This window comes from [Bacillus] selenitireducens MLS10 (assembly GCF_000093085.1).
Classification (GTDB): domain Bacteria; phylum Bacillota; class Bacilli; order Bacillales; family Salisediminibacteriaceae; genus Salisediminibacterium; species Salisediminibacterium selenitireducens.
In genome coordinates, this window is the sequence record NC_014219.1 from 758249 (window position 1) to 783351 (window position 25103).

Sequence of the window (25103 nt, forward strand, 5' to 3'; positions counted from 1 at the left end):
TGGAACCAATGAAGGAACTCTTTGATACGCTTTTTTGTGTGCAAAATAACAACGAATGCCAGGAGGCGATGAAATGACAGTCAAAGTCGGCATCATCATGGGCAGCCGCTCGGATCTTGAGACGATGCAGCACGCCATGGATACATTAAAGGAGCTCGGTGTCCCTTATGAAGCGAAAGTGGTCTCCGCACACCGTACGCCGGACCGGATGTTTCACTACGCGGAAACCGCGCACGGGCGGGGCATTCGGGTCATCATCGCAGGGGCGGGAGGCGCTGCTCACCTTCCAGGCATGGTCGCTGCTAAAACGATCGTACCGGTGATCGGTGTCCCGGTTCAGTCCAAAGCACTGAACGGCCTTGACTCCCTGTTGTCCATCGTGCAGATGCCTGGCGGCGTGCCGGTGGCAACCGTCGCCATCGGAAAAGCGGGAGCCGTTAATGCCGGTCTCCTCGCCGCCCAGCAGCTCGCGATGGAAGATGAAGTGCTTTATACGCGTCTCACAGACCGCCGCAAGGCCCTTGAAGAGCAGGTCACAGAAACAGGAGAGATCGAATGATGAACAATCCGAATCATAAGGTGATTCTCCCCCCAAAGACGGTCGGCATTCTCGGCGGCGGTCAGCTCGGGCGGATGATGGCTATTGCCGCCAAGGAAATGGGCTACCGCACTGCCGTGATGGAACCGGCTGAAGATTCGCCTTGCGCGCAGGTGTCGGATGAGGAAGTCGTCGCAGGCTACGCAGACCGGGACGGTGCCGCCAGACTCGCGAACGTAAGCGACGTTTTGACCTTCGAGTTCGAAAACATCGACGGCGATACTGCAGAGCATCTGGCATCATCGATGTATCTGCCTCAGGGAAGCAGCCTCCTGCAGATCACGCAGGACCGTAAGAAAGAGAAAGAAGCGATTGAAGCGGAAGGCGTCCCTGTTGCCCCGTGGGCGTCCATCGATTCAAAGGCCGAACTCGATGCGGCCATAACCCGTATCGGCCTTCCTGCCGTAATCAAGACAACCCGGGGCGGCTATGACGGGAAAGGGCAGGCGGTTCTTCGTGAAACGGCGGATGCGGCATCGGCCTGGCGCGATCTTGAAGGCAAAGGGCCCTTCGTCCTGGAAGCCTTTATCCCCTTTGTTACGGAAATCTCCGTCATCGTGAGCCGTGGGACAAACGGGGACATGACGACGTTTCCGGTGGCCGAAAACATCCATGTCAACAACATCCTGCATCAGTCCATCGTCCCGGCAAGAGTCCCGCAGGATGTGCAGGCAAAAGCCGAAGACCTGGCGAGAACCCTTGCCGAAAGTCTCGGTATGATCGGCACGCTCGCCGTGGAGATGTTTGTCACTGCGGAAGGCGGCCTGTACGTCAATGAACTGGCGCCGAGGCCGCATAATTCCGGGCACTACACGATCAATGCCTGCAATGTCTCCCAGTTTGCCCAGCATATCCGGGCGATCTGCGGTCTGCCCCTCATCGAGCCGGAGCTGTTAAAGCCCGTCGTCATGGTCAATCTCCTTGGCGAGCATATGGACGGGGCCCTCGCTCAGATGCCCATCAGGGCTCGTGCCCACTGGCATCTGTACGGCAAGCATGAAGCGAGACCCGGGCGCAAGATGGGTCACGTCAATATCCTCACTGATCACATCCCGGATACCCTTGAAGACCTGAAGAGCTGGGGTATCTGGTCACACACATAAACCGAGCACCATCAATCCCAATACACTGGAGGACCTACTCATGATCGAACGCTACACCCGCCCGGAAATGGGCAACATTTGGAAAGACGAAAACCGCTATCAGGCCTGGCTCGAAGTGGAGATTCTCGCCTGCGAAGCCTGGAGCGAGCTCGGGGATATCCCGAAAGAAGATGTCGAAAAGATCCGTGCGAACGCCGGATTCGACGTGAATCGGATCCTCGAGATTGAAGAAGAGACCCGCCATGACGTCGTCGCCTTTACAAGGGCTGTCTCGGAGACCCTCGGAGAAGAGAGAAAGTGGGTCCATTACGGTCTGACTTCCACGGACGTGGTCGACACGGCGCTTTCCTACATGCTCAAACAGGCCAATGAGCTGATCGAGCGCGACCTGAAGAACTTCCTTGAGATTTTGAAGAACAAGGCCAATGAGCATAAGTACACGATCATGATGGGCCGCACGCACGGCGTGCATGCAGAGCCGACGACATTCGGTCTGAAGCTCGCCCTCTGGTATGAAGAGATGAAGCGGAACCTTGAGCGGTTTCAGGCGGCGAAGGAAACCGTCTGTGTCGGCAAACTTTCCGGCGCCGTTGGGACGTATGCCAATATTGATCCGTTTATTGAAGAGCATGTCTGTAAGGGGCTCGGGCTTGAACGTGCACCGATTTCCACCCAAACGCTGCAGCGGGACCGTCATGCGCACTACGTTGCCACCCTGTCTCTGATCGGCGCGTCCATCGAAAAGATGGCCGTGGAGATCCGCGGGCTGCAGAAAAGTGAAACCCGTGAGGTGGAAGAGTATTTCGCCAAAGGGCAGAAAGGCTCCTCGGCCATGCCGCACAAGCGTAACCCGATCGGTTCAGAGAACATGACGGGCCTCGCCCGCGTACTCCGCGGTCACATGGTCACGGCGTATGAGAACGTCGCCCTCTGGCATGAGCGGGATATTTCCCATTCCTCGGCAGAGCGGATCATTCTCCCGGACGCGACGATTGCCCTCAACTATATGCTGAACCGCTTCGGCAACATCGTCAAAAACCTGACCGTGTTCCCGGATAACATGAAACGCAATATGGGCCGCACCTTTGGGCTGATTTACTCCCAGCGCGTGCTCCTTACCCTCATTGATAAAGGTTTGGCAAGAGAAGCGGCCTATGACCTCGTTCAGCCAAAGGCGATGCAGGCGTGGGAGGAAGGCCGGCCGTTCAGAGAGATTGTCGAAGCCGACGAAGCGATCACCTCGAAGCTCAGTGAAGCAGAGCTCGATGCGTGTTTTGATTACAACCATCACATGAAGCATGTGGATACGATCTTTACCCGTCTCGGACTGGACGGCTAAAACCAGGGTGCATGTCACCGGAAGGAGCCTGTTTTCATGACGACTGAATGTCTGTATGAAGGAAAAGCGAAACGCATTTACACAACCGGCGAAGAAGGGATCTACCGCGTCGCTTACAAGGACGACGCCACGGCCTTTAACGGGGAGAAAATGGAGGTGCTTGAAGGGAAAGGGCGGCTGAATAACGAAATCAGTTCCCTCATCTTCACGATGCTCCATGAGAACCAGGTGGACAACCATTTTGTGAAGCGGCTGTCGGAAACCGAACAGCTCGTCAAAGAAGTCAGCATCATTCCGATTGAGGTGGTCGTGCGAAACATAGCCGCCGGGAGTCTCGTGAAGCGTTACGGCATCGAGCGCGGCCGTACGATGAACCCGCCGGTGGTGGAGTGGTATTTCAAAGACGACGCCCTCGGGGATCCGTTGATGAATGAGGATCACATCCGCATCATGAACCTCGCAGAGCGCGAAGAACTGAATGCGATCAAGGTCCAGGCACTCCGCATCAACGAACTGCTCGTGCCGTTTTTCAAAGAAGCGAAGGTCGATCTCGTCGACTTCAAGCTTGAATTTGGACGGACGAAGGACGGCGGGATCATCCTTGCCGATGAGATCTCACCGGACACGTGCAGGCTTTGGGATGAAGAGACCGGCGAGTCCCTTGACAAAGACTTATTCCGCTTCAATCAGGGCGATCTGCAGACAGGCTATGAACAGATATTACAACGACTGGGAGGCAGTAAATCATGAATGCAAACGTAACGGTGTATGTATCACTCAAAGAGGGCGTCCTTGACCCGCAGGGATCCGCGGTGGAGAAATCCCTCCATCAGCTCGGCTATGAGAGCGTGGCGGACGTCCGTGTCGGTAAGACAATGACCCTCACGATGAGCGGCGACTCAAAAGAAGCCATCGCCAAACAGGTGGAAGCGATGTGCGATCAGCTCCTCGCCAACCCCGTCATCGAAGACTTCACGTACGAGATTGAGGAGGTCCTCTCGGTATGAAATTCGCCGTGATTGTGTTTCCAGGTTCCAACTGTGATTCGGATATGTACCACGCTGCGAAGGATGAGCTCGGTGAAGAGGCGACGTTCGTCTTTCACCATGAGACGGATCTCTCCGGCTACGACGGGATTCTCCTTCCGGGCGGCTTTTCCTACGGGGACTATCTCCGCTCCGGGGCTATCGCCCAGTTCTCACCGGTGATGAAGGCTGTCGCCGAAGCGGCGGAAGCCGGCAAGCCGGTCCTCGGAGTCTGCAACGGCTTTCAGATTCTTCTTGAAGCGGGGCTCTTGCCGGGCGCGATGCGCCGCAATGAACAGCTGACGTTTATTTGTAAGACCGTGCCACTCACCGTCGTGAATAACAACACGTCGTTTACGTCACTTTATGAGGAAGGGGAGGTCATACAGATTCCCGTCGCGCACGGCGACGGCAACTATTACTGTGACGACGAAACCCTTGCCTCCCTGAAGGCCAATAACCAGATCGTCTTTACCTATACCGAACCGATCAACGGTTCTGTCGCAGACATTGCCGGCATCGTCAACAAGGCAGGCAACGTCCTCGGCATGATGCCGCATCCGGAGCGGGCAGTCGATCAGCTGCTCGGCTCCGACGACGGCCTTAAGCTCTTTCAATCCATCGTCAAACATTGGAGGGACCACCATGCAGTTACGTCATGAGCCATCCCCGGTCATGATCCGGGACGAACAGATCTATAAGGAAATGGGTGTCACCGATGACGAGTTCCGCTCCATTGAATCGATCCTCGGACGCCTGCCGAACTATACGGAGCTTGGCCTGTTCTCGGTCATGTGGTCGGAACACTGCAGCTACAAGAACTCCAAGGTTCTCCTGAAGAAGTTCCCCGTTGACGGACCCCGCGTCCTGCAAGGGCCCGGAGAAGGCGCGGGGATCATCGATATCGGCGATGAGAAAGCCGTCGTCTTTAAGATTGAAAGCCACAACCATCCGTCCGCCGTTGAGCCTTATGAGGGGGCGGCAACAGGCGTCGGCGGGATTATCCGCGATATCTTTTCTATGGGTGCCCGTCCGGTGGCACTCTTAAATTCCCTCCGTTTTGGTGAACTGTCCAATCCGCGGGTTAAATACCTCTTCGAAGGGGTCGTCTCCGGCATCGCCGGTTACGGCAACTGCGTCGGGATCCCCACGGTCGGCGGTGAGATCCAGTTTGACAAAGCTTACGAGGGCAATCCCCTCGTCAATGCGATGTGCGTCGGACTCATTGACCACAGCCACATTCAGAAAGGCCAGGCAAAAGGAGTAGGCAATCCGGTTCTCTACGTAGGGGCCTCGACGGGCCGTGACGGGATTCACGGTGCGACCTTCGCCTCTGAGGAACTGAGCGAGGACTCCCAGTCCAAGCGGCCGTCGGTACAGGTCGGGGATCCGTTCATGGAAAAACTCCTCATTGAAGCCTGCCTCGAAGCCGTCCGCCATCCGAAAATTGTCGGGATTCAGGACATGGGCGCCGCGGGTCTGACGTCGTCCTCTGCGGAAATGGCGAGTAAAGCCGGCAGTGGGATCCGCATGGACCTCGATAAAGTTCCGCAGCGTGAAACAGGAATGACGCCGTATGAAATGATGCTTTCCGAGTCCCAGGAACGGATGCTGCTCGTCGTGGAGAAGGGAAGCGAACAGGTATTCATTGAACTGTTTGAAAAATGGGATCTGCACGCCGTTGTTGTCGGGGAAGTGACCGACGATAAGCAGATGACCCTCGTTCATCAGGGCGAGACCGTTGCACAGGCGCCGGTGGATGCCCTCGCAGAAGAAGCGCCGGTGTATCATCCGCCTTCATCGGTCCCGGCCTATTTTGAAGCCTTTCAAAAACAGGAGCCCGTCCGTCTGTCGGCGCCGGATTATGCCGTGACGCTGACGGCGCTGTTGAAACAGCCGTCCATCGCCAGTAAGGAATGGGTCTATGAACAGTACGATCATATGGTTCAGACGAATACCGTCGTGGCACCAGGATCCGACGCAGCCGTCATCCGCGTCAGAGAAACGGAGAAGGCGCTTGCCATGACTACGGACTGTAACGGCCGTTTTCTCTATCTCGATCCGTATGAAGGCGGCAAAATGGCCGTCATGGAAGCGGCGCGTAACCTCGTCTGTTCCGGCGCGAAACCCCTCGGTGTCACGGACTGTCTCAACTACGGCAGCCCGGACAAGCCGGAGATTTACTGGCAGCTTGAGCGTTCGACGGACGGCCTTTCTGAAGCGTGCCGCTTTCTTGACACGCCGGTCATCGGCGGGAACGTTTCTCTTTATAACGAAACGGCCATGGGGGCGATTTTCCCGACTCCGGTTATCGGCATGGTCGGTCTCATTGAAGACTTGAGCCATATTACAAAACAGACCGTTCAGGAGGCAGGGGACCTTGTGTACCTGATCGGAGAGAGCGGACCGGATTTTGCTGGCAGTGAGCTGCAGAAGCTCCAGACGAATGCGACGGAAGGCAAGCTCCGTCCCGCTGATTTGGCCATTGAGAAGGCCAGGCAGGAACAGGTGCTCACCGCGATTCAACACCATCTCGTCCAGTCTGCCCACGACCTGTCTGAAGGCGGGTTTGCCGTGGCTTTGGCGGAGAAGGTGTTCGGCAGCGAATACGGCGTGTCGGTCACACTGAACGAAGAAGACGAGACACAGGCGCTCTTTGCGGAGACCCCGTCACGGTTTATCCTGACGGTCAGCCCCGAGAAGCAGGCAGCCTTTGAAAAACAGATACCGGAAGCGAAGATGATCGGTCGTGTCTCGGAAGAGAAACGCGTACGGATTCACAATCAACACGGACAGATGATCATCGATGAAGCCGGTGATGATCTCGAACGTGCCTGGAGAGGTGCAATTGCATGTTACCTGAAATCAGAGGATTAAATGAGGAATGCGGCGTATTCGGCGTCTGGGGGCATGAAGACGCCGCCCGCATTACCTACTACGGCCTTCACAGCCTGCAGCACAGAGGACAGGAAGGTGCGGGTATTGTCGTCACGGATAAAGAAAAACTGCGGATTCATAAAGGCATGGGGCTCGTCAACGACGTGTTCAATGAAACGGATCTCGACCGCCTCATTGGGGACGGCGCCATCGGTCACGTCCGCTATACGACGGCAGGAAGCAGTGACTTTATCAACTGTCAGCCGCTGCAGTTCAACTCACAGACCGGCAGTCTCGCTGTGGCCCATAACGGCAATCTCGTCAATGCCAACGCGACGAAGCGCCAGCTCGAGCATCAGGGCAGTATTTTCCAGACAACCTCCGATACGGAAGTCATTGCCCATCTAATCAAACGAAGCGGCTATCCGGACGTGAAAGATGCCATTAAGAGTGCGCTCTCCATGGTGAAAGGCGCCTACGCTTTTGCCTTTCTCGTCGAGGACGCCCTCATGGTTGCCCTGGATCCCCATGGCCTCAGACCGCTGTCTCTCGGGAAGATCGGAGACGGGTACGTCGTGTCGTCCGAGACGTGCGCCTTTGACATCATCGGTGCGGAATATATCCGTGACGTGCAGCCCGGGGAACTGATCACGATTAATGATCAGGGCATTCAGTCGGAGATGTTCTCTCCGGCAAGCGCCCCTGCGATCTGTTCCATGGAGTACGTCTATTTCGCACGACCCGACAGCAACATCGGCAACATCAACATTCACCATGCGAGGAAGAACCTCGGCAAGGTGCTTGCGAAAGAATCCCCCGTGGAAGCGGACGTGGTGACGGGAGTCCCGGATTCAAGCATATCCGCGGCCATCGGTTACGCGGAGGCGACGGGGATTCCGTATGAGCTCGGCCTGATCAAAAACCGCTACGTCGGCCGCACCTTCATCCAGCCGTCGCAGGCGCTCCGTGAACAGGGCGTCCGCATGAAACTCTCCGCAGTCCGCGGTGTCGTCGACGGCAAACGGGTCGTGATGATTGATGACTCCATCGTCCGCGGCACGACGTCAAGACGGATCGTGAAAATGCTCAAAGAAGCAGGGGCGAAGGAAGTGCACGTGCGCATCAGTTCACCGCCGATCGTGAACCCGTGTTTTTACGGGATCGATACGTCGACCAAAGGTGAACTTGTGGCGTCGACAAAATCGATTGAAGAGATGCGTGAAGAGATGGGGGCGGATACGCTCGCCTATCTGTCAGTCGACGGCCTGATGGAGGGCATCGGCCGGGAGAAGGTCAATGATCACTGCGGGCAGTGTCTTGCGTGCTTCACCGGCGACTACCCGACAGAGATTTATCCGGAGACGGATCATCCATACGATAAAGTGATTGGAGGCAAATAACCATGTCGAAAGCCTACGAACAGGCGGGTGTCAATATCGAAGCCGGCTATGAAGCCGTAAAACGGATCGGCGGCCATGTCCGTTCAACAATACGTCCGGAGGTCATCGGGAGCCTTGGCGGTTTCGGTGGGATGTTTGACCTGAGCGGCTCCGGGTTTAAAGAACCGGTCCTCGTATCGGGGACAGACGGCGTCGGTACGAAGCTGATGATCGCCCAAAAGATGCAAAAGCATGACACCATCGGCATCGACTGCGTGGCGATGTGTGTGAATGATATTCTCGTGCAGGGCGCAGAACCGCTTTTCTTTCTCGATTATCTGGCCCTTGGCAAAAACGACCCTGCCGTCGTGGAACAGCTCGTCGCAGGCGTCGCCGCAGGCTGCAAAGAAGCAGGCGCCGCCCTCATCGGCGGTGAAACGGCAGAGATGCCGGGCATGTATGACCCGGACGAATACGACATGGCCGGCTTCACCGTCGGCTGCGCCGAGAAAAGCGCCATCTGGGGAGCCGGTCGTGTCAAAGAGGGAGACGCGCTTCTTGCGCTCACGTCTTCAGGGATTCACAGTAACGGGTTCTCCCTCGTCCGAAAATTGATTCAGGAGGCCTCTCTTTCATTCAATGATCCTGCGCCCTGGGCCCCGAATGAGTCCGTGGGGGCATCGCTGTTAACGCCGACGCGTATTTATACGAACGCCTTCAAACCGTTTCTCGGGACAGAGGAAATTCATGCTGCTTCCCATATCACAGGCGGCGGCCTGATGGAGAACCTGCCGCGGATGTTGCCGGAGAAATTGGCTGCGGAAATCGACCTTGGCACATGGGCGCTGCCTCCTGTGTTTCAGTGGATGCAAGAAGCGGGGGATCTGACGCAGGAAGACCTCCTGTCCACCTTTAATACGGGGGTCGGAATGGTGCTTGCCGTCGGTGAAGGCCGTCTCGCATCGGTTACGGAGACCCTGAAAGAAACAGGGGAAACACCGTGGGTAATCGGCAGAGTCGTCAGGAAAACGGACGAAGACCTGGTCGTGAAGGGAGCGTGGCGTTCATGAAGCTCGCCGTATTCGCCTCAGGGAGCGGGAGTAATTTTCAGGCGTTCGCAGAAGCGGTGGAAGAAGGCCGTCTCGATGCGGAAATTGTTCTGCTCGTCTGCGATCGCCCGGGTGCCCTTGTGGAAGGACGGGCGGCTGCGAAAGACATTCCCGTGTTCAGCTTCGACCCGAAAGCCTACGACGGGAAAGCAGCCTTCGAGCGCGCGATACTGTCAGAACTGAAGAAAAAAGGAGCGGATTTCATCGCCCTTGCCGGCTACATGCGCCTTATCGGTCCGGTGCTCCTTGGCGCCTATCCGCGACGGATAATGAACATTCATCCGTCGCTGTTGCCTGCGTTCCCCGGACTCGATGCCATTGGCCAGGCCTTTGACGCAGGTGTTAAACTGACAGGAGTGACCCTTCATTACGTTGATGAAGGGATGGATACAGGCCCGATCATTGCCCAGGAAGCGGTCCGGATTCATGAATCCGATACCCGGGAGACGGTTCAGAAGAAGGTTCAGACCATTGAACACAGCCTGTATCCGAAAACATTGCAGCAACTCATTGAAAAGGGAGTGAACGTCAAGTGAAGAAACGTGCGTTAGTGAGTGTATCTGACAAAAGCGGACTCGTGCCGTTTATTGAACGGCTTGTCAAACAGGACGTGGAGATCATCTCCACAGGCGGGACGAAGAAGAAGCTTGAAGAAGCGGGGGTCCCGTGTCTCGGGATCGAGGAAGTTACCGGTTTTCCGGAGATGATGGACGGTCGGGTCAAGACCCTGCACCCGGCGATTCACGGCGGTCTGCTCGGTGTCCGGGCGAACGAAGGCCATATGAATGCATTAAAGGAGCACGGCATCGGCCTCATCGATTATGTCATCGTCAATCTTTATCCGTTCCAGGAAACGATCGAGAATCCGGAGAAGACCTTTGACGATGCCATCGAAAACATCGATATCGGCGGCCCGTCGATGATCCGCTCAGCGGCGAAGAATCACGAAAGCGTCGCAGTCATTGTCGATTCCGCTGACTATGACACCGTCGCAGATGAACTCGAAGCTTCCGAGGGAGAAATCAGCGGCGTTCTCCGTCTGAAGCTTGCTGCGAAGGCCTTCCGCCACACCGCCGCGTACGATGCGCTGATTGGCGAATACTTAACCCGTAAGGTTGGTGAAGAGGCGCCGGAGAAGCTGACGGTCACCTACAACCGAAAGCAAATGCTCCGATACGGGGAGAATCCGCACCAGCAGGCGGCTTTTTATGAGCGCCCGCTCGGAAATCCGGCATCTATTTCCCGTGCCACCCAGCTGCACGGCAAAGAGCTCTCCTATAACAATATCAATGATGCCGACGCGGCTCTGGCCGTTGTCCGTGATTTCACGGAGCCCGCCGTTGCCGCCATTAAGCATATGAATCCGTGCGGCGTCGGGATGGGGCAGTCGGTCTATGACGCGTATATGAAGGCCTATAATGCAGATCCGACGTCCATCTTTGGCGGGATCATCGCTTCGAACCGGGAGATTGACGGAGAGACGGCGGAAGAGATGAAGAAAATCTTCCTTGAGATCATTGTGGCGCCGTCCTTTACCGATGAGGCGCTGGCGATTCTTCAGGAGAAGAAAAATCTGCGGCTTCTTACCGTGGACTTTGACAACAGCAAACCGAGTGAACGCCGCGTGACAAGCGTCGCCGGCGGGGCTCTCATGCAGGAGACGGATACGCTCAGCTATGAGGACGTGGAGACGACGATCCCGACAGACCGTAAGCCAAGCGATCGTGAGCTCGAACAGATGAAGCTCGCATGGAAAGTCGTCAAGCATGTGAAATCCAACGCCATCGTCCTTGCGAAAGATGACATGACCGTCGGTGTCGGCGCCGGACAGATGAACCGCGTCGGTGCGGCGAAGATTGCCCTCGAGCAGGCGGGTGAGCTTGCGAAAGGGGCTGTAATGGCTTCTGACGCTTTCTTCCCGATGAGTGATACGGTTGAGGCTGCGGCCAAAGCAGGGGTGACGTGTATCATCCAGCCAGGAGGATCAAAGCGCGATCAGGAATCCATCGATATGGCAAATGAATACGGCATTGCCATGGTCATGACCGGCGTGCGTCATTTTAAGCACTGATCAAAGGCTGAGCCAGCCGGAATACCATCATTTCGAATCAAAGAGGAGGGATTAACCCTGTGAATATTCTCGTTATCGGCTCAGGTGGCCGGGAACATACCCTCGCATGGAAGTTTGCCCAGTCTGAGCGCGTTGAGCAGGTGTATGTGGCACCGGGGAACGATGCCATCGCCGAGGAGCCCGGCTGCCAGTCGGTGCCGATCCAGGAGAACGATCATGAAAAGCTTGTGGCTTTTGCAAGAGAAAACCGGATCGGCCTGACGATGGTCGGACCTGAAGCTCCTCTTGTGGACGGTGTGACCGATGCTTTTACAGAAGCGGGACTGACCGTCTTTGGTCCGACGAAGGCCGCCGCGGCGCTTGAAGGCTCGAAGGACTTTGCAAAAGGCATTATGCAAAAGTACAACATTCCGACAGCCGCCTATGCAACGTTTACAAACCCTGATGCAGCCATGTCTTACATTCGTGAGCAGGGTGCGCCGATTGTCGTGAAGGCGGACGGCCTTGCGGCAGGGAAAGGGGTTGTCGTTGCAAAAACAGAAGAGGAAGCGATAGAAGCCGTTACGGCGATGATGCAGGATCACCGGTTCGGTGAAGCCGGCAGCCGTGTGGTCATAGAAGAATGCCTCGAAGGGGAAGAATTGTCATTTATGGCGTTTGTCCATGGTACAGCCGTTGTACCCATGGTCACAGCTCAGGATCACAAACGGGCCTTTGACGGGGATGAGGGACCGAATACGGGCGGCATGGGGGCCTATTCCCCTGTCCCTCATCTTGATGGTACCTGGCAGGCGGAAGCGGAACGGACCATTCTCCGTCCGATGGCCGAGGCGATGGTTAACGAAGGTGTGCCGTTTACGGGTATTCTCTACGGAGGACTGATGATCACCGCGGACGGACCGAGGGTGATCGAGTTTAATGCGCGCTTTGGCGATCCGGAGACACAGGTTATTCTGCCGAGAATGATGTCGGATCTCACCGATACGATCGAAGCGGTTCTCGCCGGGGAAGAGCCGGATCTTGTCTGGACGGAGGAAGCCTGTGCAGCGGTAGTCATTGCGTCAGAGGGATATCCGGGTGAGTACAAGAAGGGGACAACCTTTACACTGCCGGTACCCGTTTCAGACAAACAACGCTGGTTCCATGCCGGTTCTAAACGTCATCATGAACAGTGGCAGACAGCCGGCGGACGTGTGGCAGCTCTGTCAACACTTGCGCCAGGCATTGATGAGGCCGTGTCCAGGACGTATGAGACGCTTGGTCAAACGCCTCTCGACGGACTGTTTTACCGGAGAGATATCGCCCACCATGTCAGAAAAAAGAGCTAATGATGAAACGGAAAAAAGCAGCCCGGCACATTTCAGTGTCAGGCTGCTTTTTGGATAGAATTGATCACATTCGGCATACTTATTGAGAAAGATCAGTCAACGGAATTTTCGTCCATCTCATTGACTTCGGCCTGGAGCGCCTCAAACGACTTGTCGTCAAGGTCAAGCAGATCCATGATCGACTCTTTCGATTCTCCGCGTCGTGTCAGTTTCAGGAAGATTGCAAGTTCTTTTTTATGCTTCCCCTTTTGTTCGAGCTGATCGGCGAAATTCATAATCAGTTCACTCCCTTCGTGGGCTTCAGTGGTGACGTTCTGACGGATGGTTTCAAACATCGCTTGATCAAAATGACGGTTGCCCCGCATGACGTATTCGAGTAAGCGTAGGACCTGTTCGGCGTAGCTGTCACTGATTTCCCCGATCTCTGACATCGTCAACAGCTCGGTCATACGGGCCTCGAGCTTTGATTCGTCTTCTTCGAAGACGAGGGCCATGAGTTCAATCGTGATCTTCAAAAGCGTGTGCCGGATCATGTCGGCGGCGTCCTGTTCCTGAATGTCGTAAAGGAGATAGCGGAAGTTCGGTATAAACGGTTCGCAGTCGTCGCGGAGCGCTTCGCTGTAATGGCTGAAGAAATCGGCCATCAGCGTCGTCGAGCGGCTCCACCGTCTTCGACCCTGCGCGATGAGGATCGGAATGATGAGGGTGCGCGGATTGCCACGGCCTTCCTTTCGCACTTTATATAAGATGATTCATTCGATATGAGTAAAGTATAAGTGCAACTAGGGCTTTCGCCATTCATACTTGGCGAGAAGCCCAGTTTTCTTTACCAGATTTCGGTCATGTACGACAACAACTGCAGGCAGATGTCCTGATCGGGTGTGCTCTTGTGTTCAAAAAGCAGATAAAGGCGTCCGGGTTCGTTACCTTCCATTTCGAATGTCGCAGTGGGCGTGCGTACCTGATCAGGGTCTTGCTTCTGATTGAATCCACTTAACGGGTCTTGCTCCCTCACCAGGCTGTCTCGGTGATTCTATTATAGAATGGCGAACATGTGATTGCAAGCAGGTATCTGGAAGGAAGAATGATCAATTTGAAAACAGGACAAACAGGATTGCGTGTCGAAGTATTGTGGTACGTGATTTGTATAGGAGGGATCGGTATGGCATCAGTAAAAGACGTAATGACCAAAGAGGCAGTAACGATAAAACCGGATACATCAGTGGAAGACACAGCCAAACTTCTGTTGCAGCATCATTTCAGTGGCGTGCCTGTCGTGGATGACGAGGGAGTCCTGCAGGGTGTGGTCAGTGAAGGCGACATCATCAAACGGGCATCGCACATTCAGTCACCGGCGGTTCTGGAGTTTCTCGGGGGACTGATCTATCTCGACAGTCCAAAGAAATACATGGAAGAGCTGAAACAGGCGATGTCCCTGACGATCGGGGATCTGATGAAGACGGAGGTCATCACGGCACATCCGGATGATTCCATTGAACAGATCGCCACAAAGATGCTCAGTAAAAACATCAAACGCTTTCCGGTTGTCGATGAAGAGGGCAAAGTCATCGGCATCATCTCAAGACGTGATATTATGAAGCATCTTTATCAGGCGGAGGATTTGTGAGAAAAAGTTGCGACCAGGACAGCCTGTCACCGATTCGTCGGCAGACAGGCTGTCTGTCATGTGAAAGCAGAATCGGTATGGCGTCCGTGTGCAGAAACAGGTAAACTGTAATGGAAACCAAACGCAGACAACATTGTCAGGAAAGGAAGATTCATATGTCAGAACCGATTGAACTGCATCTGTCAGGGAAACTGTCAGAAAAGGACTTCATGAAACATGCCCTTTATCACCAGCGATCCGTGGTTCCCGCGAGTTTCAGTTTCGTCTTTTTATTAACATTCGTCCTGTTGTATATGTCGGACTCTGTCGGAGGTACGGAAGTGCAGGCGCTTGGCCTGATGCTTGCCACGGCCTTCGTCTTCGGTGCACTGATTGCAGGTACGCTAAGAATGGTCATTCAGCGCCAGGCATACCGTCAGTATTTCCGGGAAGGGATGAACCGGAAGACGATGTCGTATTCCTTTAATGAGGAAGGATTCACCCAGCAGGTCGCCGACAGTGAAGCCCCGGTTGACTGGCGGGATGTGACGCTTGTCAAAGAGCAGGAAGAACTCTTTCAGCTCTATCTCGGTAAATCACAGATCGCGCTGATTCCGAAGCATTTTTTTGAAGGAGATGACCAGATCAACCGTTTCCGTCATCTGCTTGTCAAAGTCATGCCTGCGGATAAACAGCTCTTAAAACAGGATCCTGCAAACCACACGTAACGTGTGACCACGATGGAAGCGAGGTGCTGAGATGCATCCGATTGAAAAGAAGCTGCAGTTCAAAGAAGGCTCCTGCCTCCTGATACTGAATCTGCCGGAGCCGCTCGCGGAACTGGTGGAAGCCTGGTCCTTAGTGTCTGTGTTTCAGGAAAAACTCCCTGAAGACGTGAATCAGGCCGATGCGATGCTCGTATTCGTAAAGAAGGAAGAAGACGTCAAAGCTGCGGCTGAAGTCGTGAATCATCACCTGCCCCAAGATGGGCTGCTTTGGTTCTCGTATCCGAAAAAGACGTCGAAACGTTATACGTCAGAAGTCACGAGGGACCATGGCTGGGAGGCGCTCACAGATATCGGACTGCGTCCCGTCCGTCAGGTGGCCATCGATGACGACTGGTCCGCGCTCCGCTGGCGTCCTGATCCGAAGGCTTAACAGAAAAAACAGCCCCTGATGATCCGGTGACGTTCCGGCAGTCAGGGGCTGTTTGGCTGATGAACCGTTCAGGACGGCTCCATCCCGCCGATGATGATGCGCATCAGATTTTCTGTGATGTTCTCAATGCTCTCCTGAGAGCGGTCATCTCCAATGTTCATATAAGACACATGCATGACGGTGTCTTCAATTTTCATGAAGAGCTCGACAAACCCGCCTGCGCCATAATGATACTGATACCAGGCAGTCTCACCGTCGAAGGCATACTGCAGGAATCCGTTCGCTTCGAGGTCCTGGATGTGGGCGTCGAAGTCCGGGCCGGGCCAGGAGTCAATGTGACTTTGCGTGAGATGCACTTTATCTTCTTCACGTCTGTAAGGGCCGTACACATACAGATCCTCAGGCTCTTTCCCTTCAAAGTAATGTTGGGTGCTAATGACTTCCTCAACCCCTTTGCCGTATGTGGCCATGGCAATGGGCCCGGTGTCCTGCTCATAGATCCGTGCCATGAACAGATCATAATCGAGGAAGTCCGGCAGTGAATAGCTGAAGTTCAGCTCCTCGTCTTCGAAGATATCATTGTCCCTTGGGGGCGGTTCGTCTTCAAAGACGAACATCGTCAAGGCGACGATGCCGATAATCAGTCCGAATGCAATGATGGAGTGTTTCATGCAAAATCCCAATCCTTTCCGCATACAAGTTGTTCCATTTTCTATAGTGTATCGTGTTCCATATAAAAATGAAATCAAAAAAGGACCCCGAAGCAGGGATTATGCCTCGGGGTCTATATGAGAAAATGGGAGAGGTAACGAAGTCAGAGTACGCGACTGCCTTTGATTACCTGAAGCCTGGGGCGTTTCGACTCAAAATGGGCGGCGACCATGCCGACACCGGCAAGGAAAAAGAGTGCCGCAGTAAAGCGGATCCCCGTTAACGCCGTCAGGTTTTCATGTGCGAATGGATAGATGAAGATAATGACGGATGCACTGATAACAGCGACGATCATACCGATGACTTTGAGATTCATAGGGGATTCCTCCTTGGAATGTGAACGTTTTGTGAACGCTTTCTTAGTTAGTATTATATACCACGTGAAAACATTGTGAAACCCCTGTGAGCTGATTTTTTTGAAAAAAACGAAAAAAGCTGATTTATCAGTGCTTCGTGAATGTTGTCACGAAAAAGACGTTCGTCAATTCACAAACTCAGTGTGTTTTTGCATCTGAAGGATGAAACGATGGACAAACCGGTGTATAATAAAATGGACAACATACGTGGAGGGGTGTTTATCATGCGAGAAGTGGATGTACTGATTATCGGCGGTGGCATTGCCGGATTGTCTGCGGCGGTCTATACCGGACAGGCAGGCTTGAACACGGCCGTGTTTGATCAGGGGAAATCGCAGTTGAAGCCGATCAGTAAGGTGTACAACTATCCGGGCTTCCCTGAAGGAATTGAAGGAAAAGTACTGATCGGCAAAATCAGACAACAGGCCGCCGAGTTCGGTGCGAGCGTGGAGGATCTCGAAGTGACGGGTATCCGTCAGGCAGATGGAGGCTTCCGGGCCGTGACCGGTGACGGAGAAGAATGGCAGGCGCGCTACCTCATCGTTGCATCGAACCTGAATCTTCAGCCGCTGAACGATCTCGGTATCGATACGGAAGTGAGTCCCGCAGTGCCAAGCGGCAAAATTTCCAGAGTGAAGGGCGGGTCTTGGAACGGTGAGACATCCGTTGAAGGTGCCTATGTGGCAGGACTTCTGTCCGGTGTGCCGACGCAAAGCATCATCGCCGCGGGTCAGGGCACGCAGGTGGCGATGGAAATCATCAGTAAGGAAAAAGGTAAAGCTCACGTGTGGCATGACAATTAAACAGTATATGGAAGTAACTGATAAAGATTGCAAAAATATTATAGATTTTTGCAATCTTTTTATTGTGTTTCTGATTGTTGCGGGATTATAATGAATCTAATCGGATAGCCCTTTCGCAGGTACTCACACGAGTCCGCAGAAAGGTTTTTTTAGACCTTATGTTTACATTTATAGACTATAATTAAAAACATTTACATTCAAAGGAGGTGGACAGCGCCATGATGAACAGTGATCGTCCCGTTTCCGTTCAGGAAGGGAAATACGGCATGGTTTCCACCGCGTCGTCCCAGGCGACAGAAGCCGCCGTCCGTGTATTGAAAGAAGGAGGGAACGCCGTGGATGCGGCGGTTGCCGCAGCCTTTTGTCTTGGCGTATCCGAACCGCAGGCGTCCGGCATCGGCGGTCAGTCCATGGCTCTCGTCTATCTGAAGGAGCAGGATAAAATGTTTGCCCTTGACGGCTCGTCCCGGGCGCCGTTTTCCCTCCATCCGAAGAAAAATCCGAAGAAACCGATTAAATTCGGCCTGGCATCGTCCACCGTGCCGTCCACCGTGGCCACCCTTGGCTATTTGCAGGATTACTACGGGGCACTGACCCTGAAGGATACCCTGGCCCCGTCGATTGAAACGGCGCGGGACGGGTTCCCGGTGACGAAGCTCATTGCGGATATGATCGAAAAAGAACGGGATCACCTTGTCAAAGACCCGTCTATCGTAAAGAACTATTTCCATACGAAAAAAGCCCCGCTTAAGGAAGGGGACCTTCTCGTGCAGCCTGAGCTTGCCAAGACGATGGAGCGCCTCGCCGAAGAGGGCTGGCAGGACTTCTATACAGGAGAGATCGGAGACGCGATCGTCCGGGACATGGCCAGGCGCGGCGGGATGATCACCGACGTCGACATGCATCAGATTCCGCTGCCGGTCGAGCGGGAAATCCTTCACAGCACGTACCGCGGCCTCGATATTTATACGTATCCGCCGCCAGGGGCCGGACGGGTGCTTGTGCAGATCCTCAACACCCTTGAACAGTTTTCACCAGAAGACCTCGATCCGGATGAACCTCTCGGTGCCGTCATTCTCGCCCTCTCCTTCCGCTTTGCTTTGAACTACCGGAAGCGGATGCCGATGAGCCCGGATCATTATTTGCAGACGACAACCAATCTCCTCGTGGACAAAGGCTACGCCGAAGAGATTGCCAAGCGGATCCGGGGCATTTACGACCGGGCCCTCTCGGACACCTTCATTCCGCCGCCGACGTCAGGGGAGACGACGCATTTGTCCGTCGTTGACAAAGGCGGCAACGCCTGCGGCATCACCCAGTCCATTGAACTCGTGTTCGGAAGCAAGACGATGGCCAAAGATCTCGGTTTCTTCTATAACAACTACATGAGCGCCTTTGAATACAAGGATCCCGCTCATCCGTATTATCTCCTCCCGGGCGGACGTCCTTGGAGCAGTGTGGCGCCGCTTTTGATCTTTGAGAAGAAGAAGCCCCGCTACCTCCTCGGGAGTCCCGGGAGTGCAAGAATCTCCACGGCCCTTGCCCAGGTGATTACCCGGCTCGTCGACAAAGGGGAAAGCCTTGAAGACGCCATTGCCGCACCGCGTTTTCACGCGTCGGAAGAAGGGGATCTCTTAATTGAAAAACGCCGGTTCAAAGAGGAAACCCTCACGGCCCTTGAGCTGGCCGGCTTTGAAATGAAAAAACGGGGAGCATACAGCTTTTATCTCGGCTGTGTGCAAGGCGTTCAACTTCCAATCCGGTGGCGCGAGCCGTTCGTCGGTGTCGCCGATCCCAGACGGGACGGCACAGCCGAAGGACCGGATACTATAAAACAGGGGTGATCAGGTGAAAATTGCAATCGTGTATAACCGTGAAAGTCAGGCAGTCATCAATTTGTTCGGGACACCGAACCGGGAGAAATACGGTCTGGAGACCATTAAGAAAATCAAAGACGGCCTGCAAAGCCTCGGTCATCAGGTCAAGACCTTTGAAGGGGACAAAAACATCATCGCGAAGCTCGAGGAATTCATGCCGTCGGTTATTTCCGGTGAGCGACCGGGACTGGTCTTCAACCTGAGCTACGGCATTCAGGGAAAGGGCCGCTACATGCACGTGCCGGGTATCCTTGAGATGATCGGTGTCCCTTACGTCGGAAGCGGACCGGAAACCCACGCCCTCGCCCTCGACAAGGTCGTCACGAAGATGATCCTCCTGCAAAAGGGGCTTCCGACACCGAGGTTTGCCGAGCTTGAGAAGCCGGATTCCCCGATCACCGCCGAGTTGACGTATCCGCTCATCGTCAAGCCGAAGAACGAGGCCGTGTCATTCGGTCTGAAAATTGTGCATAACGAAGAGGAGCTTCGGGACGGGGTCAAGACGATTTATGACACCTTTCAGTCCCCGACGCTCGTGGAAGAATACATCGAAGGCCGGGAAGTGAACGTCGGCCTTCTCGGGAACAACCCGGTGGAAGCCTTGCCGCCGGTGGAACTCGTCTTCGGGGACGGCCCGCAGATCTTCACATATGAAGACAAGACGAGCGGTCAGGGGAGCCGTGTGCAGAAAGTCTGCCCGGCACCGCTTGATGACGAGCTGATGGAAAAAGTCAAACAGCTTGCCATTGATACGTTCCATGCCCTGAACTGCTTTGACACCGCCCGGGTCGATTTCCGGATCGACAAGAACGGCAATCCGTATATTCTTGAGGTCAATTCCATGGCCTCACTCGGAGCGGACGGTTCGTTTGTCTATGCCGCCCAGACGCTCGGCATGAGCTATGCGGAGATTATGAACCGCATCGTTGAGGTGACGAGTGAACGGTACTTCGGTCCGCAGTTCGTCATCACCGCCGATGAGTCGGGAGAGAAAAAAGGCATGGATCTCTTTGAGACCATTACGAAGAACCGCTCCCGCCTCGAGAAGGATCTCAAAATGTGGACGAACATGTCGAGCCGCACGGAAGACGCCGTCGGACTGAGTGCGGTCCGAAAGAAAGTTACAGAGCGCTGCACGAAGCTCGGTCTTCAGCTGAACAACGACTTTACGAACGGCCGCTCCGCCTGGACGTGGGAGACGAGGAAAGGCTTTGAAGGCGGGACGCTTCTCGTTGTCCCGATCGATGTCCCGGGAAACCGCACCGGCTACCCGGTGCCGTACCGCACTGAACAGGAGTGGGTGTACGGGGAAGGCGTGGCATCAAGCCGCGGCGGACTGACAACACTCATGCACGCCCTGGCGGCCCTGAAAGAGACGAAAAAGCTCCAGTCGAAAAAAATCGGCGTCTTCTTCTATGCCGATGAAGGGCGGGGCATGCGATACAGCACCCCGATGTTTGAGAAAGCGGCGGAGAAGGCAGGTGAAGTCATCGTGCTGCAGCCTGGCTTCACGGATGGCAAGATCGTCGATCAGCGCCGCGGCTTCAAGCAGTTTAACGTCATCGTCGAAGGGGACCCGGTCCGTATGGGCAAATCGACGAAAGAACAGGACGTTCTCAGCTATTTCGTCAAACAGGCCGATGACCTGCAGTCGCTGTCAAACCGTCGGAAAAAGCTCGCCGTTGCCGTGCAGGACGTGAAAAGCGAACGCTACAGTGTCCTCATGCCGCACCGGGTGAACGCAACGTTCTCTATTACGTACCTCGATCAGGATCTGGCAAAAGACGCGGAGAAAAAGCTTCGGGAAGCCTTTAAAAATAATGGTTCATCGATTCGCACGTATGTCGAAGAAATTGTCGACCGTAAGCCGATGACGAAAAAGAAACAGCATCCGCTCCGGGACCGGCTAGAAGCACTCAGTGAAGCCTGGAATATCCCGTTCGGTACAGAATCAAGCTTGTTGCCGAGCGCCGCGGGGGCGGTTCCCGCGAAAATTCCGGCTGTCTGCGGTTTCGCCCCGGCAAGCAAGGATCTGTTTACACCGAATGAAGCGCTGCACCGCCGCGAACTCGCCCAGCGTACGTTGCTTTTGGCCCTTTACCTTGAAGGAGAGTGATCAAGATGAACAAAGACAAGCTGCCCATCGTCCTGTCTGTGCCCCATGGCGGCACCGTGATTCCCGCACCGTTCAAAGACAGGCTTCTCCTTGATGAACAGGCTGTTCTGCGGGACAGTGACACATGGACCCGGGAGATCTTTGATCTGAAAGACCGGGTGGCGGCGTTCATTGATACGGATATCTCCCGACTCGTCGTTGACTTGAACCGGGAAAAAGGCGACACCCCGCCCGGGAATCCCGACGGCATCGTTAAAACCCTTTCCGTGAATGAAGAACAGGTCTGGAGAGAGGCGGACGGTCTGACGGAAGCGGAGACCGCCCACGTCATCGGTGCCTACTACGATCCATACCACGAGCGGGTTACGGAGGCCTCGCAAATGCCGGGACTCGTACTGGGGATCGACGGACATTCGATGCTCGACATCGGGCCGGTTAAAGGGACTCATCTTTGGGAGCAACGGCCGCTGTTTTGCATCGGGAACCGCGGTTCGGAGTCCGGTGAGTTTGTCAACGAACCGATCACGGCTCCCGTGGAGATGATGCAGACGTTCAAACGCCTCTTGCAGGAGCATTTCGGCCCCCTTGTCGAGGCGTGGATCGGGGATCACGGCCAAACGCCGTTTGTGACCATGAACCAGCCTTTTTCCGGAGGATACATGACCCGGAAACACGGCGCAGCGGGCCCGATCCCGTGGATTCAGCTCGAGATCAACCGCAGACTCTATCTGCCACAGACCCATGAAGGCCCGCTCGTTCTTGATGAGGAACAGGAGGCACGGCTGAAGGCGATTAATGAGACGCTCGCAGCCGTCTTCGAAGCGCTGATTGAAGAGACGGTAACCGTCACAACAACTGCGGAAGCGGATATTTCGTAAATACAGGATGGCACGATTTCACCAAATTAAACAGCACAGGCAGAGTCGCTCATGACTGAGCTTCCGGGCCTGTGCTGTTTTTTTGTATGGACAGAAAGGGGCATTCGCTATACAGTAAAATCAGATGATGGTCACGGGCAGGAAAAGAAGGGGGTGGACCGGGTGGAACTGTTTGTCATTATGCTTGAGCGTCTGGGGATTATTGTCATGGTTGCGTTTATTATGACGCGGATCCCTATTTTCAGAAGGGTCGTGGACGACCGGAGCGTGACGTTCTCACAAAAGGTCAGTGTCACACTGTTGTTCGGTTTCTTTGGCATTATCGGCACGTATACAGGTGTGGTGGTCTCGACGGGCCAGGCGAGCTATATGATGTGGCTCAGTGAACTGGCTGAAGATGAAGCGATTGTCAATGCCAGGGTAATTGGGATTGTGGTAGCCGGTCTTCACGGAGGCTGGAAAGTCGGGCTCGGTGCAGGGGTAATCGCAGGCGGGCACCGTTTTTTACTCGGCGGCTTCACAGGATTTGCCTGCGGACTGTCCGCCATTATTGCGGGTCTCCTTGCCGGGTTTGCCCACCGCTATGTGGACAAAGGGAAAAATATCTCACTCGGAGTCACTTTTTTTGTCGGTGCGCTCAGTGAAACGATCCAAATGGGGATTATTCTGCTTGTGGCAAGACCGTATGAACAGGCCTTTGCCCTGGTGGAAATGATCGGGCTGCCGATGATCCTGGCCAACGGAGTCGGGGCTGCGGTATTCGTCCTCATCATCCGCAGCGTGATCCGCGAAGAGGAAAAACTCGCAGCGGTGCAGTCAGGGCGCGCCCTCAGTATCGCAGAAGACACGATCTCCTTTATGAGACAGGGTCTCACGACGGCTTCTGCGGGGCAAACGTGTCAGATCTTACTGAAAGAGGTGGGGGCTTCGGCGGTTTCGATGACGGACCGGGAACGGATTCTTGCCTACTACGGAAAAGGTGTGGATATCTATCAGGCCGGCGGGCCCATCCGCACAGAAGCAACCAGGCAAGTGCTGAATCAGGGCGAGCCCTATATCGGGACCCAAAACCGGCAGGACCAGACCGAAAACCTGTATCCGGACATTCACGCAGCCATGATCGTCCCGTTGATGGAGAAAGACAGCGTGATCGGGACGCTGAAGTTTTATTTTCCCACCGAAAAAGAAATCACCCCGTTAAAACGGGAGCTGATTCTCGGTCTCTCGAGACTGTTAAGCAATCAGCTTGAGCTGGCCAGGGTGGAAGAACTCAGGCATCTGGCACAGGAAACCGAGGTCAAGGCCCTGCAGGCGCAGGTCAGTCCCCATTTTTTGTTTAATGCGCTGAACCTGATCGTGTCAATGATCAGGACGGATCCGGAGCGCGCGAGAAAGCTGTTGCTGTCTTTGTCTCACTTTTTCAGACAGAATCTTGCCGGGACCAATCAGACCTGGTCAACCCTCGGACAGGAGCTGAAGCAGATTGAGTCATACCTTGAAATTCAGGAAGCGAGGTTCCAAGGCGAGCTGAACGTCCGCTGGGAAGTTGATGACACGCTGTTGAACTGGCAGATCCCGACGCTCACGATGCAACCGCTGATTGAGAATGCGATCAAACATGGCCGAAAGGCGGCGAGGGAACCGCTGGACGTCACAGTCAGGATTGAGCGGGTAGCCGAGTCTGTCCGGGTCACGATCTGGAACAACGGCAGGGCAATTCCCCATGAACGCCTCGCTCTTTTGGCAAAGGGTCCTGTTCACTCCGAGGAAGGGGCGGGGATCGGCCTGTATAATGTGCACAAACGGTTGACGGAGATGCGGGTGTCTGAAGCAGGACTCAGCATCAGGAGTGATGACCAGGCGGGAACGAGTATCTCGTTTCTGCTGCACAGAATCAATCAGACAGAACGAAAGGAGGGATCAGGATGAAGCGCATGCCGATACGCACTGTGGTTGTTGATGACGAACCATACAGCAGAGATGAGCTGATGTATCTTCTTTCGAAGACCGATGGTGTGGAGGTCGTGGCAGCGGCAGGTTCACACGATGAGGCACTTGAACGCATCCTGAAGCACGAACCTGACGCCGTATTTCTGGATATCGAAATGGGGGAGAAGAATGGTCTTGAACTCGCCGGGATTTTGACGAAACTCGCGAAGCCGCCGCAAATTGTATTCGCGACGGCATACCCGGACTTCGCCATTACCGCCTTTCGGCTGAATGCCCTTGACTATGTCCTGAAACCATTTGATGAAGGACAGGTTCAGGAAGCGGTGAACCGGATCCTCTCGGCGATCCAGCAGGAAAGCAAGCCGCCGGCCAATGACGGCATCACCCAGGGCGTCTGTACAAAGCTCGCCGTCCATTACGATGAGGTGATCCATTACCTGTCGCCAAACGCGATTGATTATATCTTCCGGGAAGGAAACATCACGAAGGTCGTCAGTCAGGGCAGTGAGTATGAGACGAGACTGACGCTCAAAGACCTGTCTGAGAAATTGAAGGATTACTCCTTCTTCCGCACACATAAAGGGTATCTGGTCAATCTCAACCGGGTGGAGGAGATGACGCCGTGGTTCAACGGCGCCTGTCAGCTGAAGCTTGAACATGTGGACACGCAGATCCCCGTCAGCCGCAACTATGTGAAACAGCTGCGTCAGGAGCTCGAACTGTAGAAACAGCCCCACGCATGAGTGGTTGCGCTTACAATCAGGTGCATGTTGGGGTGGCTGTGTGACATGATGACCCCGAAAACCGGCATGTTGGATG

At 54.7% G+C, this 25103-nt stretch carries 25 protein-coding genes; 21 read left to right on the top strand and 4 right to left on the bottom strand.

Annotated elements, in window-relative coordinates:
- The first annotated feature begins 73 nt into the window (after window positions 1–73).
- Genes purE through purD form a run of 12 tightly spaced genes read left to right on the top strand, consistent with a single transcriptional unit; the run spans window position 74 to window position 12829 of the window.
- Complete coding sequence (gene purE / locus BSEL_RS03620; protein WP_013171652.1) at window positions 74–559, top strand: 5-(carboxyamino)imidazole ribonucleotide mutase; 486 nt, start codon at window positions 74–76, stop codon at window positions 557–559.
- Window positions 556–1701, top strand: a complete 1146-nt coding sequence (gene purK, locus BSEL_RS03625) for a 5-(carboxyamino)imidazole ribonucleotide synthase (RefSeq protein ID WP_013171653.1) — start codon at window positions 556–558, stop codon at window positions 1699–1701. Before purE ends, purK begins: the two co-directional genes overlap by 4 nt.
- A 40-nt stretch (window positions 1702–1741) precedes the next feature.
- Window positions 1742–3040, top strand: coding sequence for an adenylosuccinate lyase (gene purB, locus BSEL_RS03630; protein WP_013171654.1), 1299 nt, complete (start codon window positions 1742–1744; stop codon window positions 3038–3040).
- Window positions 3041–3076: 36 nt separating this feature from the next.
- Window positions 3077–3790 (top strand): phosphoribosylaminoimidazolesuccinocarboxamide synthase, encoded by a 714-nt coding sequence (gene purC / locus BSEL_RS03635; RefSeq protein WP_013171655.1) that lies wholly within the window; start codon window positions 3077–3079, stop codon window positions 3788–3790.
- On the top strand, window positions 3787–4047 hold the full coding sequence (gene purS, locus BSEL_RS03640) for a phosphoribosylformylglycinamidine synthase subunit PurS (RefSeq protein ID WP_013171656.1): 261 nt from the start codon (window positions 3787–3789) through the stop codon (window positions 4045–4047). The genes purC and purS overlap by 4 nt, the downstream gene beginning before the upstream one ends.
- Window positions 4044–4727 carry a phosphoribosylformylglycinamidine synthase subunit PurQ gene (purQ, locus tag BSEL_RS03645; protein ID WP_013171657.1) on the top strand — a complete coding sequence of 228 codons (684 nt, stop codon included), beginning with the start codon at window positions 4044–4046 and terminating at the stop codon, window positions 4725–4727. Before purS ends, purQ begins: the two co-directional genes overlap by 4 nt.
- Window positions 4711–6942: a phosphoribosylformylglycinamidine synthase subunit PurL gene (purL, locus tag BSEL_RS03650; protein WP_013171658.1), complete on the top strand. Its 2232-nt coding sequence runs from the start codon at window positions 4711–4713 to the stop codon at window positions 6940–6942. The genes purQ and purL overlap by 17 nt, the downstream gene beginning before the upstream one ends.
- Window positions 6918–8342 carry an amidophosphoribosyltransferase gene (purF, locus tag BSEL_RS03655; protein WP_013171659.1) on the top strand — a complete coding sequence of 475 codons (1425 nt, stop codon included), beginning with the start codon at window positions 6918–6920 and terminating at the stop codon, window positions 8340–8342. The genes purL and purF overlap by 25 nt, the downstream gene beginning before the upstream one ends.
- Before the next feature lie 2 nt (window positions 8343–8344).
- On the top strand, window positions 8345–9391 hold the full coding sequence (purM, locus tag BSEL_RS03660; RefSeq protein WP_013171660.1) for a phosphoribosylformylglycinamidine cyclo-ligase: 1047 nt from the start codon (window positions 8345–8347) through the stop codon (window positions 9389–9391).
- The gene (purN, locus tag BSEL_RS03665; protein WP_013171661.1) at window positions 9388–9966 is read left to right on the top strand and encodes a phosphoribosylglycinamide formyltransferase; all 579 of its coding nucleotides are present in this window, start codon (window positions 9388–9390) and stop codon (window positions 9964–9966) included. The genes purM and purN overlap by 4 nt, the downstream gene beginning before the upstream one ends.
- On the top strand, window positions 9963–11501 hold the full coding sequence (gene purH, locus BSEL_RS03670) for a bifunctional phosphoribosylaminoimidazolecarboxamide formyltransferase/IMP cyclohydrolase (protein WP_013171662.1): 1539 nt from the start codon (window positions 9963–9965) through the stop codon (window positions 11499–11501). The genes purN and purH overlap by 4 nt, the downstream gene beginning before the upstream one ends.
- 59 nt (window positions 11502–11560) lie before the next feature.
- Window positions 11561–12829, top strand: coding sequence for a phosphoribosylamine--glycine ligase (gene purD, locus BSEL_RS03675; protein ID WP_013171663.1), 1269 nt, complete (start codon window positions 11561–11563; stop codon window positions 12827–12829).
- A gap of 92 nt (window positions 12830–12921) precedes the next feature.
- Here purD and BSEL_RS03680 read toward each other — a convergent pair whose 3' ends face one another.
- Both BSEL_RS03680 and BSEL_RS18325 read right to left on the bottom strand, forming a co-directional pair.
- Window positions 12922–13566, bottom strand: coding sequence for an Rpn family recombination-promoting nuclease/putative transposase (locus BSEL_RS03680; protein ID WP_177304808.1), 645 nt, complete (start codon window positions 13564–13566; stop codon window positions 12922–12924).
- A gap of 89 nt (window positions 13567–13655) precedes the next feature.
- Window positions 13656–13763, bottom strand: a complete 108-nt coding sequence (locus BSEL_RS18325) for an Rpn family recombination-promoting nuclease/putative transposase (RefSeq protein WP_083769503.1) — start codon at window positions 13761–13763, stop codon at window positions 13656–13658.
- A 228-nt stretch (window positions 13764–13991) separates the two neighbouring features.
- On the opposite strand from BSEL_RS18325, the gene BSEL_RS03685 reads away from it, so the two are divergent.
- The 3 genes from BSEL_RS03685 (at window position 13992) to BSEL_RS03695 (ending at window position 15593) form a co-directional block, all read left to right on the top strand.
- Window positions 13992–14456 carry a CBS domain-containing protein gene (locus BSEL_RS03685; RefSeq protein WP_013171664.1) on the top strand — a complete coding sequence of 155 codons (465 nt, stop codon included), beginning with the start codon at window positions 13992–13994 and terminating at the stop codon, window positions 14454–14456.
- A gap of 155 nt (window positions 14457–14611) precedes the next feature.
- Entirely contained in the window at window positions 14612–15163 is a 552-nt protein-coding gene (locus BSEL_RS03690) for a YcxB family protein (protein ID WP_013171665.1), read from the top strand.
- A 31-nt stretch (window positions 15164–15194) separates the two neighbouring features.
- Window positions 15195–15593, top strand: a complete 399-nt coding sequence (locus BSEL_RS03695; protein ID WP_013171666.1) for a hypothetical protein — start codon at window positions 15195–15197, stop codon at window positions 15591–15593.
- 68 nt (window positions 15594–15661) lie between these two features.
- Here the strand turns inward: BSEL_RS03695 and BSEL_RS03700 are convergent, their stop codons facing one another.
- Window positions 15662–16264, bottom strand: coding sequence for a hypothetical protein (locus BSEL_RS03700; RefSeq protein WP_013171667.1), 603 nt, complete (start codon window positions 16262–16264; stop codon window positions 15662–15664).
- 143 nt (window positions 16265–16407) lie between these two features.
- A complete protein-coding gene (locus tag BSEL_RS03705) occupies window positions 16408–16620 on the bottom strand; it encodes a hypothetical protein (protein WP_041581714.1) in 213 nt (70 codons plus the stop codon).
- 264 nt (window positions 16621–16884) lie between these two features.
- Between BSEL_RS03705 and BSEL_RS03710 the strand changes: the two genes are divergently transcribed.
- From BSEL_RS03710 to BSEL_RS03735, 6 genes are all read left to right on the top strand, one after another.
- Window positions 16885–17463 carry an NAD(P)/FAD-dependent oxidoreductase gene (locus tag BSEL_RS03710; RefSeq protein ID WP_013171668.1) on the top strand — a complete coding sequence of 193 codons (579 nt, stop codon included), beginning with the start codon at window positions 16885–16887 and terminating at the stop codon, window positions 17461–17463.
- A gap of 218 nt (window positions 17464–17681) precedes the next feature.
- Entirely contained in the window at window positions 17682–19307 is a 1626-nt protein-coding gene (locus BSEL_RS03715) for a gamma-glutamyltransferase family protein (protein WP_013171669.1), read from the top strand.
- 4 nt (window positions 19308–19311) lie between these two features.
- A complete protein-coding gene (locus BSEL_RS03720; RefSeq protein WP_013171670.1) occupies window positions 19312–21456 on the top strand; it encodes a M20/M25/M40 family metallo-hydrolase in 2145 nt (714 codons plus the stop codon).
- 5 nt (window positions 21457–21461) lie between these two features.
- A complete protein-coding gene (locus BSEL_RS03725) occupies window positions 21462–22334 on the top strand; it encodes an N-formylglutamate amidohydrolase (protein ID WP_013171671.1) in 873 nt (290 codons plus the stop codon).
- Window positions 22335–22496: 162 nt separating this feature from the next.
- Window positions 22497–24263 carry a sensor histidine kinase gene (locus tag BSEL_RS03730; RefSeq protein ID WP_232970486.1) on the top strand — a complete coding sequence of 589 codons (1767 nt, stop codon included), beginning with the start codon at window positions 22497–22499 and terminating at the stop codon, window positions 24261–24263.
- The gene (locus BSEL_RS03735; protein ID WP_013171673.1) at window positions 24260–25009 is read left to right on the top strand and encodes a LytR/AlgR family response regulator transcription factor; all 750 of its coding nucleotides are present in this window, start codon (window positions 24260–24262) and stop codon (window positions 25007–25009) included. Before BSEL_RS03730 ends, BSEL_RS03735 begins: the two co-directional genes overlap by 4 nt.
- The last annotated feature ends 94 nt before the right edge of the window (window positions 25010–25103 follow it).

Coding starts and splice junctions, on each gene's coding strand:
- purE (WP_013171652.1), top strand. CDS start 74: ATGACAGTCAAAGTCGGCATCATCATGGGCAGCCGCTCGGATCTTGAG.
- purK (WP_013171653.1), top strand. CDS start 556: ATGATGAACAATCCGAATCATAAGGTGATTCTCCCCCCAAAGACGGTC.
- purB (WP_013171654.1), top strand. CDS start 1,742: ATGATCGAACGCTACACCCGCCCGGAAATGGGCAACATTTGGAAAGAC.
- purC (WP_013171655.1), top strand. CDS start 3,077: ATGACGACTGAATGTCTGTATGAAGGAAAAGCGAAACGCATTTACACA.
- purS (WP_013171656.1), top strand. CDS start 3,787: ATGAATGCAAACGTAACGGTGTATGTATCACTCAAAGAGGGCGTCCTT.
- purQ (WP_013171657.1), top strand. CDS start 4,044: ATGAAATTCGCCGTGATTGTGTTTCCAGGTTCCAACTGTGATTCGGAT.
- purL (WP_013171658.1), top strand. CDS start 4,711: ATGCAGTTACGTCATGAGCCATCCCCGGTCATGATCCGGGACGAACAG.
- purF (WP_013171659.1), top strand. CDS start 6,918: ATGTTACCTGAAATCAGAGGATTAAATGAGGAATGCGGCGTATTCGGC.
- purM (WP_013171660.1), top strand. CDS start 8,345: ATGTCGAAAGCCTACGAACAGGCGGGTGTCAATATCGAAGCCGGCTAT.
- purN (WP_013171661.1), top strand. CDS start 9,388: ATGAAGCTCGCCGTATTCGCCTCAGGGAGCGGGAGTAATTTTCAGGCG.
- BSEL_RS18325 (WP_083769503.1), bottom strand. CDS start 13,763: ATGGAAGGTAACGAACCCGGACGCCTTTATCTGCTTTTTGAACACAAG.
- BSEL_RS03685 (WP_013171664.1), top strand. CDS start 13,992: ATGGCATCAGTAAAAGACGTAATGACCAAAGAGGCAGTAACGATAAAA.
- BSEL_RS03690 (WP_013171665.1), top strand. CDS start 14,612: ATGTCAGAACCGATTGAACTGCATCTGTCAGGGAAACTGTCAGAAAAG.
- BSEL_RS03695 (WP_013171666.1), top strand. CDS start 15,195: ATGCATCCGATTGAAAAGAAGCTGCAGTTCAAAGAAGGCTCCTGCCTC.
- BSEL_RS03700 (WP_013171667.1), bottom strand. CDS start 16,264: ATGAAACACTCCATCATTGCATTCGGACTGATTATCGGCATCGTCGCC.
- BSEL_RS03705 (WP_041581714.1), bottom strand. CDS start 16,620: ATGAATCTCAAAGTCATCGGTATGATCGTCGCTGTTATCAGTGCATCC.
- BSEL_RS03710 (WP_013171668.1), top strand. CDS start 16,885: ATGCGAGAAGTGGATGTACTGATTATCGGCGGTGGCATTGCCGGATTG.
- BSEL_RS03715 (WP_013171669.1), top strand. CDS start 17,682: ATGATGAACAGTGATCGTCCCGTTTCCGTTCAGGAAGGGAAATACGGC.
- BSEL_RS03725 (WP_013171671.1), top strand. CDS start 21,462: ATGAACAAAGACAAGCTGCCCATCGTCCTGTCTGTGCCCCATGGCGGC.
- BSEL_RS03735 (WP_013171673.1), top strand. CDS start 24,260: ATGAAGCGCATGCCGATACGCACTGTGGTTGTTGATGACGAACCATAC.